Source organism: Lentzea sp. NBRC 105346 (assembly GCF_030269605.1).
GTDB lineage: Bacteria > Actinomycetota > Actinomycetes > Mycobacteriales > Pseudonocardiaceae > Lentzea.
This window is the reverse complement of record NZ_BSTQ01000020.1, coordinates 156,370-170,765: the sequence shown is the minus strand read 5'-3', so window position 1 is coordinate 170,765 and position 14,396 is coordinate 156,370. Positions and strand designations below refer to the sequence as shown.

Here is a 14,396-nt window from a genome sequence, read left to right as displayed (position 1 = left end):
GGGCGTCCGGACATGATGTGCACGCACAGCGAATCGCGAAGGAGGGAAGGTCGAAGATCGGCGCCGGTGAGGGCCGGTCGGCGAGGTTCGTTCATCTTCGAACGGAAACGGGCTGGTCACGCAACGACGTGACGCTCGATCCGGGGGTGCACAGCCGACCGAGGTCAGGAGCCCGAAGGCACCGCTCTACGATCGCGGCCATGGCCGAGTTCATCTACACCATGAAAAAGGTGCGCAAGGCGCACGGGGACAAGGTCATCCTCGATGACGTCACGATCATGTTCTACCCCGGCGCGAAGATCGGTGTCGTCGGTCCCAACGGCGCCGGCAAGTCGAGCGTGCTCAAGATCATGGCGGGGCTGGACACGCCGGGCAACGGCGAGGCCTACCTGTCTCCGGGCTACACCGTGGGCATCCTGCAGCAGGAACCGCCGCTCAACGAGGACAAGACCGTCCTGGGCAACGTCGAGGAGGGCCTTGGCGAGATCAAGGTCAAGCTCGACCGTTTCAACGAGATCGCCGAGCTGATGGCGACCGACTACTCCGACGAGCTGATGGAGGAGATGGGCAAGCTCCAGGAGGAGCTCGACCACGCGGACGCGTGGGACCTCGACTCGCAGCTCGAGCAGGCGATGGACGCCCTGCGGTGCCCGCCGCCGGACGCGGACGTCAAGGTTCTCTCCGGTGGTGAGCGACGCCGGGTCGCGCTGTGCAAGCTGCTGCTCAGCAAGCCCGACCTGCTGCTGCTGGACGAGCCCACCAACCACCTGGACGCGGAAAGCGTCCTGTGGCTGGAGCAGCACCTCGCGAACTACTCGGGTGCCGTCCTCGCCGTCACCCACGACCGGTACTTCCTGGACAACCTCGCCGAGTGGATTCTGGAGCTCGACCGCGGCCAGGCCCACCCGTACGAGGGCAACTACTCCACCTACCTGGAGAAGAAGGCCGAGCGCCTCGCGGTCCAGGGCAAGAAGGACCAGAAGCTGCAGAAGCGGCTGAAGGACGAGCTGGAGTGGGTGCGGTCCGGCGCCAAGGCGCGTCAGGCCAAGTCCAAGGCTCGTCTCGGACGCTACGAGGAGATGGCGGCTGAGGCGGAGAAGACCCGCAAGCTCGACTTCGAGGAGATCCAGATCCCGCCGGGCCCGCGTCTGGGCAACGTCGTGGTCGAGGTCGACAAGCTGAAGAAGGGCTTCGGCGACCGGGTGCTCATCGACGGCCTTTCGTTCACGTTGCCGCGCAACGGCATCGTGGGCGTCATCGGTCCGAACGGTGTCGGAAAGACGACCCTGTTCAAGACCATCGTCGGCCTCGAGCAGCCGGACGACGGCACGGTGAAGATCGGCGAGACGGTCAAACTGTCCTATGTCGACCAGAACCGCGCGGGTATCGACCCCAAGAAGAACGTGTGGGAGGTCGTGTCCGGTGGGCTCGACTACATCCACGTCGGCAACGTCGAGATGCCGTCGCGCGCGTATGTCAGCGCGTTCGGCTTCAAGGGGCCGGACCAGCAGAAGCCGGCGGGCGTGCTCTCCGGTGGTGAGCGCAACCGGCTGAACCTGGCGATGACGCTCAAGCAGGGCGGCAACCTGATCCTGCTCGACGAGCCGACCAACGACCTCGACGTCGAGACCCTCAGCTCGATGGAGAACGCGCTCGAGCAGTTCCCTGGCTGCGCCGTGGTCATCTCCCACGACCGCTGGTTCCTCGACCGGGTGGCCACCCACATCCTCGCGTGGGAGGGCACCGACGAGAACCCGTCCCAGTGGTACTGGTTCGAGGGCAACTTCGAGGGCTACGAGAAGAACAAGATCGAACGATTGGGAGCCGAGGCCGCGAGGCCGCATCGGGTCACGTATCGCAAGCTGACACGCGACTGAGGCGCGTCAACTCGTGGCGGCGCGGGGCGACACGCAGGTGGACGTCGAGGTGAGCACGTTGATCGTGCCCGCCTGGCGGCTGCGTTGGCGGGCACCGGAGTTGGCTCTGGTGCTCGGCGAGCGCGTACTCGCGCTCGCTCCCGCCGGCCTCGACGAGAGCGACCGGCTCAAGGCCGAGGCGCTGGTGGTGTTCGCCAGCAACCGGATCGGCCGCGGGGTCCGGATCGCCGACCGCGCACTGGACGCGCTCAAGGCCGCCGAGGCCGCGGGCGAGCAGCAGACCGCGTGGTTGCTCCGCATCGAGCTCGCCGGGTGTGCCCGGTCGGTCGGCGCGCCGCTGACCGGGTTCGCCGCGGTGCGGCCGGTGCTGGAGGCCGAGGGCGTGCCGTACGGCCTGCGGGCCGCGGCGCTGGTCGAGGCGAGCGAGTGCATAGTCACCGTCGGGCGCGGTGACGAGCCGGCGCACGCGCTCAAGGAGGCGGATCGGCTGTACGCGGCCGACACCGTCCTCGACCCGGACACGGCGTTGTTGCTACGGGCACTGCTCCGCGCGGTGTCGGCAGCCCAGCTGCGGCGGTGGGGTGACCTGCCCGCCGCGATCGAGGCCGCGCGCGAAGGTCTGGAGCTGCTCGACCAGGCCACCGCGGGCGCGGACAGCGGACAGGCGCGCGGCCGGCTCACCCTCGAGCTGGTCTGCGCGTTGATGGACGCTCAGCAACTTGCTGAGGCGAGCGCGACGGGCACGCCTCTGCTCGAACGACCTGTGCGCGCGCCGTCGGCGTCCACGTCGGGCTGGCTACGCCTGGCGCTGGCGACCCGTGTGCACCTGCCCGCGGGCCGGGTCGTGATGGCGCGCGAGATGCTGCGGGAAGCCGCCGCCAGCGCCGAACGACACCAGCTGGACACGTTGCTGGCGGAAAGCCTGCTGGCCCTCGCGCACGTGCATGAGGTGTCCGGCGAACTCGCGGAGGCGTTGACGAACCTGCGGGCCGCGCACGCCGCGGAACGCCGCAGGGCGCGCGCCGTCTACACGGTGCGGGCCCGGCTCGCCGCGGAGTTCTCCGGCGTGCACCGCGAGCCGGCGAGCCTGCACCAGCAGCTGGCGGACCTGCTGCGCGCCGACGGCGGCCCGCCGCGCCTCGACCCGACGTTGCCGGCGGAGCTCAAGCAGCAGCTGCGCCAGTGGCGTCCGGTGCAGGTGCGCAAAGGTGACGGCCTGAAGGTCAAGCGAGTCCGCCGTGCTGCCGAAGACATGACCGTGGAAGGATTGTCGGCGGCACGTGCGCACGCGGCAGACCGCTGGCGCATGGTCCAGCCGTTCGGCGACCCCGAGGACAAGGCATCCGATCCGGTGGATCAGCAACCGTCCGACCGCACAGTCCCCGCCGCAGGCCTCATCGCGTCCGCGGGCGCGATGATCAGCGGCCGCCGCCGCGCGGCCCGAGTGGCCGCGGGTGACATCGAGGACGAGACTCCGCAGCCCGAACCTCCAGCCGCCGAGCCCGCCCCCGAAGCGCCGAAGCAGCCGGAGAGCGTGCTGGACATGCTCAAGGCGGCGGGTCTGCGCGAGGGCGGCAGACGCCGGGCGCCGGAACCCGACGAAGACGCGAACCCGCAGCAGTGGCGGGTCGACGCCTCAACGCACCACGGCTCGCACGCCGAGCCCGAGGAGCAACCACCCGCCCGAGAACCACTGGGGCAGAACTTCTTCGAACCGACGACGGCGACGCCTGACGACCTACCGCCCCGCCCGCCGCGCTCGGCGTACCCGACGGCGTTCGGCCAGGAACCGGCCGAGCCGCACGTCGATCTGCCGACCAGGTCTCCGGGGCTGGGTGCGACCTTCGGCCGGGAGCTGGCGCTCGGTCAGGAGCCGGCTGAGCCGCATGGTGACCTGTCGCCTCGGTCGTCGGGGCTGGGTGCGGCGTTCGGTCGGGAGTCGGCGCTCGGTCAGGAGCCGGCTGAGCCGCATGGTGACGTGCCGCCTCGGTCGCCTGGGCTGGGAGCGGCGTTCGGTCAGGAGCCGGCCGAGTCCGACCTGCCGCCTCGGTCGCCGGGGCTGGCGGCCGCTTTCGGCCGCGAGACGTTCGCGGAATCGACCCCGGATGCTTCCACCGAGCCGAGCTTCGGTGCCGGGAGCGGCTTGGCGGCCGCGTTCGGCCGGGGAGCCGCTCCGGACTACGGCCCGCCCGCCGACGCCGAGTCCTCGGGGCTGGCCGCTGCGTTTTCCCGCGACTGGGCCGACGAGCCGGCTTCGTACTCGCCCGGTCTGGCCGCGGCGTTCGGGCGCGACACCCCGGAACCCGCGCCGCCGGCAGAAGAGCCCGCCACCCCGCCGTTCAGCTTCGACCCCCCGCCGGACTTCGCGCCGCCGGTGGAAGTGCCCGCTCCCTTCAGCTTCGACGCCCCGGCTGAGCCCGCGGACAAGCCGGAGCCCTTCGGCTTTGAGGTGCCGTCGCCGTTCGGCTTCGACAGCCCTGCGGACCCGCCGCAGCCGTTCAGCTTCGATTCCCGTGCGGAACCCGCTGCCTCGGAATCGCCGTTCGGTTTCGAGTCCGCGGCTGAGTCCGCGGACAAGCCGGCGGACTCGCCGCAGCCCTTCAGTTTTGATACCCCTGCGGCCCCGCAGTCGTCGTGGGGTCTCGACGCCCCGAAGCCGGCGCCGTCTGGCTTCGACACCGGTGCCGAGCCGACGAGCAAACCGGCGCCGTTCAGCTTTGGCATCCCGGCGGAGTCGACGCCCGAAGCGGCGCCGTTCAGCTTTGGCGTCCCGGCCGAACCCGCCGCCGAGCCATCGCCGTTCACCTTCGACACCCCCGTGGTGCAGCCGTCACCGAGCGAGACCGAGCCCCAGGTCCCCACCCCGGAACCGCAATCAGACCCCGGAGACCTCGCCTACGTCCACGCGCCGTACGCGACCCCAGACCTCAGAATCCCAGCCCCACCGGAACGCGAACCGGAACCGGACCCGGAGCCACCACGCCCGAAGCAACCGCAGCCCCAGCCGGTCCCGGAACCGGTCCCGGACCAGCCAGTCCCGGACGAGGTCCCGGACGTACCCATCCCGGACGAGGTCCCGCCCCAACCGGACCTGGTGTCGAACCAGTTCCTGAGCCCGGCGGACATCGAGGACGAACCGGAAGAACCGGCGAAGCCGAAGCGCAAGGACAGCGAGATGAGCCTCGCCGAGCTCCTGGCCGAGGCCCTCGTCGCGTACGAAACGGGCCGCCAGGAAGAGCAGCAAACCGACCCGGAGAAGACCGGGCCGATCCGGCCTGTTGAGACGCCGGACCCCGAAACCACGGGTCCGATCCGGCCCGTCGGCGAGTCGTATGGCGGATGGACGCTGCCCAGCTCATGATCGAGCCGTTGACTCGATTCAGCCCACGATTCAGAGGTTAAGAACTGCTCAACCCCTTACCGGTGAACGGCATGAACCCCTCTAGGGTGGAGCCGGACCCGGCACACAGAGGTGCCGGATAGCGTGGAGTCGCCTGAAGATGACCTCGACTGGAGCCCCGATCCGAACCGACGCCCCCGCTGAGGGGAGTCCAACGGCCAGTCCCGAGCAGGTCCGTGACGAGTTGATCGAACGGGCCGCCGCCAATGCCCCCGAGCTCGCCGACCTCATCCGCCTTTTCTACCGCCACGTCCCCGCCGAGGAAGTCAACGACGACGACCCGGTCGACCTGGTCGGTGCGGTGCGGTCGAACTACCAGCTTGCCGAGACCAGGGTTCCCGGCCGGGCCAACGTGCGCATTCTGAACCCGACCAGGGCGCACGACGGCTGGCAGTGTCCCGTCACGGTCGTCCAGGTCGTCACGGACGACATGCCGTACCTGGTGGACAGCGTCGCCAGCGAGCTGACTCGCGGCGGGGTGCAGGTGCAGCGCGTCGTGCACCCGATCGTCGTGGTGCGGCGCGACCCGGTGACCGGGCAGCTGCAGGAGGTCCTGCCGCACGCCGACCCCGCCGAGCCGCCGGCGGACACGCTCGCCGAGTCGTGGATGTACGTCGAGGTCGACCTCATCACGGACCCGGACCGGGCGCGCGAGCTCGAGACGAAGCTGCACGCGGTGCTCACCGACGTGCGCGAGGTCGTCGAGGACACCGAGAAGATGGCGAGCACGGCGCTCCAGCTCGCCGACGAGCTCGAGAAGAAGGGCACCGAGGAGACGGTCGACGGCGCGAACCTGCTGCGCTGGCTCGCGCGCGGGCACTTCACGTTCCTCGGATACCGGCAGTACGAGCTGGTGCGCGAGGACGGCGACCACGCGCTGCGCGCGGTGCTCGCGAGCGGTCTGGGCGTGTTGCGGCAGGACAGCCTCGCGGCGCGCAGCCTCACCGCCGGGCCCGACGCGGGCGCGCAGGCGCTCAGCCCCGAGCTGCTCGTGCTCACGCAGGCGAGCGCGCAGAGCAGCGTGCACCGCAGCGTCTACCCGTACTACGTGGGCGTGAAGACGTTCGACGACGAGGGCAACGTCAGCGGTGAGCACCGGTTCCTCGGCGTGTTCAGCACGAGCGCGCTGCACGAGGACGTGCTGGACATCCCGGTGATCGAGCGCCGGGTGCGCGACGTGATCCACCGGGCCGGCTTCCCGATGCAGTCGTACTCGGGCCAGCGGATGCTCGAGGTGATCCAGAACTACCCGCGCACCGAGCTGTTCTCGGTCAACGCGGAGACGCTGTACCAGACGACGACGGGCGTCATCGCGCTCGCCGAACGTCGCCGCCTGCGGCTGTTCCTGCGCCGCGACCCGTACGGCCGCTTCTTCTCGTGCCTGGTCTACCTGCCGCGCGACCGGTACACGACGACCAGTCGCCTCGCGATGCAGGAGGTGCTGCTCGCCGAGCTCGGCGGCATCAACCTCGAGTACTCCGCGCGCATCGGCGAGTCCGCGCTGGCCCGCGTGCACTTCATGGTGCACACGGACCCGGCGCGCACGATCGAGCCGGACACCGCGGCGATCCAGAACAAGCTCGCGGAGGCGGTGCGCAGCTGGGACGACCGCATGGTCGAGGAAGTGCTCGCCGACACCGGTGCGCTGGGCGCCGAGTCCGCCAACGAGCAGGGCCAGCGGTTCGCCGCGATCTTCCCCGAGGCCTACAAGGAGGACTTCTCCGCGGCCACCGGGCTCGGCGACTTCAAGCGGATCGAGGCGCTCGCCGAGGGCGACCTCGACATGGTCTTCTACGTGCCGGACGAGGCCGAGCCGGGGGAGCGGCGGTTCAAGCTCTTCCTCGCCGGCTCCGGCATCACGCTGTCGGACGTGCTGCCGATGCTGCAGCGCATGGGCGTGATCGTCGTCGACGAACGGCCGTACGAGGTCACCCGCGAAGACGGCGTGCAGTGCTGGATCTACGACTTCGGCCTGCGCATCGACCAGGCGACGCTCGACCAGATCAGCACGACGGACCTGGAGAGCGTCCGCGAGCGGTTCCAGAACGCGTTCGCCGCCGTGTGGCGCGGCGAGGCCGAGGTCGACCGGTTCAACTCGCTCGTGCTGCAGGCCGGACTCACCTGGCAGCAGGCCGCGATGCTGCGCGCGTACGCCAAGTACCTGCGGCAGGCGGGCACGCCCTACAGCCAGGACTACATCGAGGACGCCGTCCTCGGGCACACGCAGGTGGCGAACGCGCTGGTCGACCTGTTCGAGGCGCGGTTCGACCCGGCACTCGACGCCGGTACCCGCGCGAGTCGCACGGACCACCTCAACAGTGACATCGGCAAGCTGATCGACGACGTCACGAGCCTCGACGCGGACCGCATCCTGCGCAGCCTGCTGACGCTGATCAACGCCACGCTGCGGACGAACTACTTCTACCGCGACGCGGCGGGCAACGCGCGGCCGTACCTGGCCGTGAAGCTCAACCCGCAGGCGATCCCGGACCTGCCGCAGCCGCGGCCGCGGTTCGAGATCTTCGTGTACTCGCCGCGGGTCGAGGGCGTGCACCTGCGCTTCGGCTCCGTCGCGCGCGGTGGCCTGCGCTGGTCGGACCGGCGCGAGGACTTCCGCACCGAGGTGCTCGGCCTGGTCAAGGCGCAGGCGGTGAAGAACGCCGTGATCGTGCCGGTCGGCGCGAAGGGCGGCTTCGTCGTGAAGCGCCCGATCCCGGCGACGGGCGACCCCGGCATCGACCGCGAGAACTTCATGTCGGAGGGCATCGCCTGCTACAAGATGTTCATCTCCGGCCTGCTGGACCTGACCGACAACCTGATCCAGGGCGAGGTCATCCCGGCGCCGCAGGTCGTGCGGTACGACGGCGACGACACCTACCTCGTCGTCGCGGCGGACAAGGGCACCGCGACGTTCTCCGACATCGCGAACGGCGTGTCGCAGAGCTACGGCTTCTGGCTGGGCGACGCGTTCGCTTCCGGTGGCTCGGTCGGCTACGACCACAAGGGCATGGGCATCACCGCCAAGGGCGCGTGGGAGAGCGTGAAGCGCGCCTTCCGCGAGCTCGGCACCGACACCCAGTCCGAAGAGTTCACGGTCGTCGGCATCGGCGACATGTCCGGTGACGTGTTCGGCAACGGCATGATGCTGTCCGAGCACATCCGGCTCGTGGCCGCGTTCGACCACCGGCACATCTTCATCGACCCGAACCCGGTCGCGGCGACGTCGTTCGCCGAGCGGGTCCGGCTGTTCAACCTCGGCCGCTCGTCGTGGGACGACTACAACCGCGAGCTCATCAGCGAGGGCGGCGGCGTCTTCCCGCTCAGCGCCAAGTCGATCCCGCTGAGCCCGCAGGCCCGCGAGGCCCTCGGCCTGCCCGAGAACGTCGAGAAGCTGTCTCCGCCGGAGCTGAAGAAGGCGATCCTGCTCGCGCCGGTCGACCTGCTGTGGAACGGCGGCATCGGCACGTACGTCAAGGCGTCGACCGAGTCGCACGCCGAGGTCGGCGACAAGGCCAACGACGCGATCCGCGTCAACGGCTCCGACCTGCGCGTGAAGGTCGTAGGCGAGGGCGGCAACCTGGGCCTGACCCAGCGCGGCCGCATCGAGTTCGCGCGCACCGGCGGCAAGGTCAACACCGACGCGCTCGACAACTCGGCCGGTGTCGACTGCTCCGACCACGAGGTCAACATCAAGATCCTGCTCGACCAGCTGGTCCGCGAGGGCAAGCTGGACCAGCAGCAGCGCAACGAGGTCCTCGCCGAGATGACCGACGAGGTCGGCGAGCTCGTCCTCGCGGACAACTACTCGCAGAACAACGTCCTCGGCGTCAGCCGGGCGCACGCGGCGCCGATGGTGTCGGTGCACGCCCGGCTCGTCGCGGATCTCGTGGAGCGCTGCGACCTCAACCGCGAGCTGGAGGCGCTGCCGAGCAACGCCGGGTTCAAGGAGCTGGAGAAGAACGGCGACGGACTGACGTCGCCGGAACTGGCGACGCTGCTCGCGCACACCAAGCTCGACCTCAAGGAGCAGGTGCTCGCGAGCGACCTGCCGACGATCGACACGTTCAAGAATCTGCTGCCCACGTACTTCCCAAGCCTGCTGCGGGAACGGTTCGGCGACGCGATCCCGAACCACCCGCTGGCGAAGGAGATCATCACGACGGTCGTGGTGAACGAGGTCGTCGACGGCGGCGGCATCTCCTACGCCTTCCGGCTCGCCGAGGAGATGAGCGCGTCGGCCACCGACGCCGTGCGTTCGTACGCCGTGGTGACCGCGGTGTACGACCTGCCGCGGATCTGGCGCGAGATCGAGGCGCTGGACAACGTGGTGCCGACCGGTGTGCAGGACGAGATGGTGCTGGAGACCCGGCGCCTGCTCGACCGCGCGTCGCGCTGGCTGCTGTCCAACCGGCCGCAGCCGCTGCCCGTCGGTTCCACGATCAACCGCTTCCGCGGCGTGGTCGAGGAGCTGTCTCCGGCCGCCCTGGAGTTGTTGCGGGGCAAGGAGAAGGACGTCGTAGCGGGTAAGGCGGACCGGCTCATCGGATTCGGTGTGCCGGCGGACCTGGCCCGTGAGGTCGCCGCGCTGCTGTACATGTACGGGCTCCTGGATGTCGTCGAGGTCGCCGAACTGGCCGAACGCGAGGTCGGCGTGGGCGCGGGCATGGGCCCGGAGCGCACGCACCGGGAGACCGCCGAGCTGTACTTCGCGCTCTCCGACCACCTCGACATCGACCACATGCTGGACTCGGTGACGAGCCTGGAGCGCGGCAACCGCTGGCACGCGCTGGCCCGGCTGGCACTGCGCGACGACTTCTACTCGTCGTTGCGCGCGATCGCGATCGACGTGCTGCGCAACAGCGACCCCGGCGACACCGCCGAGGAGAAGATCGCGAAGTGGGAGCAGGCCAACGCCTCGCGCCTCGCCCGGTCGCGGGCAGCGCTGGAGGAGATCAACCGCGTGCACGCGCTGGATCTCGCCACGCTGTCCGTCGCCGCGCGGCAGGTGCGGAGCATGGTCCGGTAAATGGATCCGGCGGCGGTCAGGGCCGCGCGCATCAAAGCGCAACGCCTTGACCGCCCGCCCGGTTCCGTCACGGATCTGGTGCGCGGCATCGTCGCGCTCCAGGCCCAGGACCTGAAGGCCGCGCGGCTCGCGGTGCGAGCACGAACGAACTCCTTGACACCACAGGACTTCGACGACGCGGTCGCGAGTGGAGCGCTCGTCCGCACGTGGGCGATGCGCGGCACGTTGCACCTCATCGCGCGTGAGGATGTCGGCTGGATCGTGACGCTGCTCGGTCCGGTCAATGCCGAAAAGGGCCGCAGAAGGCGGATGCAGCTCGGTCTCGACGACGACTTCTGCGCCAGGGCGATCGACCAGCTGCGCGATATCCTCGTGGAACCGTTGGGCCGCAAGGAGATCGTGCGACGGCTCGGTGAGCGCGGCATCCGGCTCGAAGGACAGATGACGCCGCATCTGCTGGGCTACGCGGCGAATCTCGGGATCATCACCGCGGGCGACGACTCTTACGAACTGCTGGGCACCCCCAAGCTGAAGCACGGCCTGCCGGAGCTCGTCCGGCGTTATATGGACGCGTACGGCCCCGCGACGGCCGAGGACTTCGCGACGTGGAGCGGGTTGCCGCTCAAACAGGTCCGCGAGGTGTTCCCGGCGGAGCTGCCCGAGTTCGAGCCGGCGGAACCGTGCGTGCGGCTGCTCGGCCACTTCGACCCGTTCCTGCTCGGGTACCGCGACCGCAGCGCGCACCTGGCGGCCGAACACGTGTCCGCGATCCAGACCGGCGGCGGCTTCCTCACCCCGCACGTGCTGGTCAACGGCGAGGTGCGCGGCACGTGGACGCGGCGCGGCAAGATCATCGACCTGACGCCGTTCGGCCCCATACCGCAACGTCCGCTCAAAGCCGAGGTGGACTCGCTCGTAACGTGGTATTAGCAATAGATAGGGTCGCCCCATGGGTGTCTTCGTCACGAGTGTGCGTCCGCGGTGGTCGGACATGGATGCGTACGGCCACATCAACAACGCGAAAACGGTGACGCTGCTCGAAGAGGCCCGGATCGCCCTGCTGTACGCCGAGGCGGAACGCCACGGGGTCAAGGACATGCTCGCGGGTATGGTCGTTGCCAAGCTGGCCGTGCAGTACCTGAAGCCGTTGGTGTTCAACGGTGAGGACATCCGCGTCGAGCTGTCCGTGCGGGAGATGCGGGCGGCGTCGTTCACGCTGGACTACGTGGTGCGCGGCGGGCCCACGGCGGAGTTCCAGGTGACGACGAAGGCGGAGACCATGATGGTGCCGTACAACGTCGCTGCCGGGTATCCGCGGGCGTTGACCGAGCCCGAGCGGGACTTCCTCGCGGGCTTCCGGGCCGGAGGTAATGGTGCCTGAGCTGGTGTTGGCCGACGCGGCCGAGCGAGACGACCTCGGCGCGTTCGTCGCGCGCGCGGTGCGGCTCGAGGGCCAGGCCGTGGTGCGGCTGCGGGAACGCGCTGGAACGGACCTGTTGGACGCGTGGGTCGCCACGCCGTTCGACACGCTCGCCACGCGCACGGTCCAGGGCAAGGTGACGCCGAGCGATGTCACGGTCGGCGGCAACGACCTGCTGACCGGTCTCGCCGTGATGCGCGGCGAGGTGATCGACCCCGGTCCGGCGAAGGACCTGATGTGGCGTTCGGCGCTGCCGCCCGCCGAGGGCTGGTCGCTGGTCGACCGGCTGCCGGTCGAGGTCGTGTCGAAGCTCGCCGACGAGGGCGTCGCCGTCGCGCGGGAGAACACCGGCCCGCAAGGCACGCCGCCGGCGTCGTTGCTCGATCAGACCGTGCTGACCGTGAGCGGGTCCGGACTGGACGTGAAGATCCCGCTGCGCTGCCTGTTCGCGTTGTCCGGCATGGGTTTCCTCGGCGACGAGGGCGACGTGCGCGTCATCGCGACGGATTCGTGGCTGCGGATCGACGCCCGCTACGGCGCGGTGGTGCGCCGCCGGCACTCGATGCTGCCCCTGCTGGTCTGAGCGCGAGCAGGCTCAGGCCGCCCAGTACGAGCAGCGCGCCGATGACGGTGTTCGCGGTGAGCGCCTCGCCGAGCACGACCACGCCCAGCGTGGTCGCGACGACCGGTTCGGCGAGCGTCAGCGTCGCGACCGTCGCTGCGGGCAGAACCTTCAGGCCCGCACCGAACAACAGGTACGCGACGACTGTCGGAACGAGCGCGAGGTACAGCGCGACGGTCATGCCGGGCGTGCTGTCGAGGCCACCGGGCCACCTCAACGCGAGCACCGGCGCCAGGAGAACCGCACCGGCGCCGAACATCAGGCCCATCGCGCCGTAGGACCGTTGTCCCTGCGCGATCAGCTTGCTGCCGGTGACCGTGTAGAGGCCGTAGCCGAGGCCCGCCGTGAGCGAGGCGGCGATGCCGAGCAGGGACGTCGTGCCGCCGCCGGTGAGCACTGCAACACCTGCGATCGCGAGCACCGTCGCGGCGATCCACTGCGGCGACGGCCTGCGCCACTCGACGATGCCCGCCCACACGGGCCCGGACCCGAGTGCGACGACCGTGCCGATCGCGACACCACCGAGCCGGACGCCGGTGAAGAAGCCCAGCTGGTAGAGCACGACACCGACCGCGCCGATGAGCACGAGCGTTGCCGACGGGCGGGTGCCCTTGTAGGCGCCGAGCGCCGCGGCCAGCGCGAGGAGCACGACGCCGGCGATGACGACGCGGATCGCGCCGACGGCCAGCGGGTCGAGGCCTCCGGGGCCCAGCTCCTGGGCGGTACCCGTCGTGCCGAACAACACCGCCGCCGCGAGTACCGCGAACACGCCTCTCGTCACGGCTCTCATCCTGACAAGCGAAAGCAAGCGAGTTATCTACAGTTGCGCTCGTGTCCGAAAGCGAGCCCGAGTACCGGGTCACCACGCTGGAGTTGTTCTTCGACCTGGTCTTCGTCTTCACGCTGACGCAGCTGACGGCGTTGCTGGCGGACGACACGACGCTGCGCGGCCTCGCCAGGGTCGTCCTGATGCTCATGGTGATCCTCTGGATGTACGGCGGCTACGCGTGGCTCACCAACGCCGTCGCGCCGGACACGCCCGTCCGCCGGACGTTGCTCATGATCGGCATGGGCGGCTTCCTGCTGATCGCACTGGCGATTCCGGACGCCTTCGGCGGCTCCGGCGTGGCCTTCGGCATCGGGTACCTCATCGTGAACCTGGTCCACTCCGGACTGTTCGTCACCCACGGCGGACCGGGTTCCGCGGAGGGGATGCGGCGGCTCTCCGTGTTCAACCTCGGCTCGGCGATCATCGTGCTGGCAGGCGGGTTCCTGCCCACGCCCTACCGGTACGCGGCCTACCTGGTCGCATTGCTGGTGATGGTGCTGACGCCGTACGTGAACCCGCAGCAGCGCAACATCCAGATCCGGCCGGGGCACTTCGTCGAACGGCACGGGCTCGTCGTGATCGTCGCGCTCGGCGAGTCGATCGTCGCGATCGGCGTCGGGGCCGCGGGACTGCCGGTGAACGGCGGGCTCGTACTCGCCGTAGCGTTTGGGCTCGTGCTCGCCTACCAGTTCTGGTGGAGCTACTTCGGCGGCAACCAGGACGAGATCGCCGAACGTCAGTTGTCCCTTGTTCCGCCCACAGAGCGGGCGCGCAAAGCGCTGGCCGCGTACGGGTGGGCGCACGCGCCGATCCTGCTGGGAATCGTGGTGCTCGCCGTCGGCGTGAAGAAGACCATCGGGCACGCCACGGACCACCTGAAGCCGGCCGCCGCGTTGGCACTGGCCGGCGGCGTGGCGTTGTTCCTGCTCGGCGAGGTGGCTTTCCGGTGGGTGCTGCGGATCGGGCCCGTCCGGCGACGGGCCATCGGGGCGGTGGCGGCGCTCGCGACCGTGCCGCTGGGCCTGTGGGTGGCCCTGGCACAGGTCGCGGCGCTCACCATCGTCTTCGGGATCGTGCTGATCCCGGAGGTCCGCCAGAACGCCGCCGACGAACGCGTTTCTTGATCGCGAGTTGTCCACAGATCGCCGAACGGTCCCTTGACCTGCGGTTTTGTCGGTAGACTGGAGCCGGGGTCGCCCCCCGGGAAGGGTGGGGGCTGCCC

At 69.8% G+C, this 14,396-nt stretch carries 8 protein-coding genes; 7 read left to right on the top strand and 1 reads right to left on the bottom strand.

The window, feature by feature from the left end:
• Window positions 1–200 precede the first annotated feature (200 nt).
• The 6 genes from ettA (at window position 201) to QSK35_RS35450 (ending at window position 12,306) form a co-directional block, all read left to right on the top strand.
• The gene (ettA, locus tag QSK35_RS35475) at window positions 201–1,877 is read left to right on the top strand and encodes an energy-dependent translational throttle protein EttA (RefSeq protein ID WP_285752073.1); all 1,677 of its coding nucleotides are present in this window, start codon (window positions 201–203) and stop codon (window positions 1,875–1,877) included.
• 49 nt (window positions 1,878–1,926) lie between these two features.
• Entirely contained in the window at window positions 1,927–5,238 is a 3,312-nt protein-coding gene (locus tag QSK35_RS35470) for a hypothetical protein (RefSeq protein WP_285752072.1), read from the top strand.
• A gap of 139 nt (window positions 5,239–5,377) precedes the next feature.
• On the top strand, window positions 5,378–10,303 hold the full coding sequence (locus QSK35_RS35465) for an NAD-glutamate dehydrogenase (RefSeq protein WP_285752071.1): 4,926 nt from the start codon (window positions 5,378–5,380) through the stop codon (window positions 10,301–10,303).
• Window positions 10,304–11,233, top strand: coding sequence for a winged helix DNA-binding domain-containing protein (locus QSK35_RS35460; RefSeq protein ID WP_285752070.1), 930 nt, complete (start codon window positions 10,304–10,306; stop codon window positions 11,231–11,233).
• Window positions 11,234–11,252: 19 nt separating this feature from the next.
• Window positions 11,253–11,684, top strand: a complete 432-nt coding sequence (locus tag QSK35_RS35455; RefSeq protein WP_285752069.1) for an acyl-CoA thioesterase — start codon at window positions 11,253–11,255, stop codon at window positions 11,682–11,684.
• A complete protein-coding gene (locus tag QSK35_RS35450) occupies window positions 11,677–12,306 on the top strand; it encodes a DUF8010 domain-containing protein (protein ID WP_285752068.1) in 630 nt (209 codons plus the stop codon). Before QSK35_RS35455 ends, QSK35_RS35450 begins: the two co-directional genes overlap by 8 nt.
• Here QSK35_RS35450 and QSK35_RS35445 read toward each other — a convergent pair.
• The gene (locus QSK35_RS35445) at window positions 12,218–13,126 is read right to left on the bottom strand and encodes a DMT family transporter (RefSeq protein ID WP_285752067.1); all 909 of its coding nucleotides are present in this window, start codon (window positions 13,124–13,126) and stop codon (window positions 12,218–12,220) included. The genes QSK35_RS35450 and QSK35_RS35445 overlap by 89 nt on opposite strands.
• 50 nt (window positions 13,127–13,176) lie before the next feature.
• Here QSK35_RS35445 and QSK35_RS35440 point away from each other — a divergent pair, with 50 nt between their 5' ends.
• Window positions 13,177–14,298: a low temperature requirement protein A gene (locus QSK35_RS35440; protein ID WP_285752066.1), complete on the top strand. Its 1,122-nt coding sequence runs from the start codon at window positions 13,177–13,179 to the stop codon at window positions 14,296–14,298.
• Window positions 14,299–14,396 lie beyond the last annotated feature (98 nt).

Bases quoted from the DNA above. Each gene is read 5' to 3' on its own strand.
- QSK35_RS35465 (WP_285752071.1), top strand. From the start codon at position 5,378: ATGACCTCGACTGGAGCCCCGATCCGAACCGACGCCCCCGCTGAGGGG.
- QSK35_RS35460 (WP_285752070.1), top strand. From the start codon at position 10,304: ATGGATCCGGCGGCGGTCAGGGCCGCGCGCATCAAAGCGCAACGCCTT.
- ettA (WP_285752073.1), top strand. From the start codon at position 201: ATGGCCGAGTTCATCTACACCATGAAAAAGGTGCGCAAGGCGCACGGG.
- QSK35_RS35455 (WP_285752069.1), top strand. From the start codon at position 11,253: ATGGGTGTCTTCGTCACGAGTGTGCGTCCGCGGTGGTCGGACATGGAT.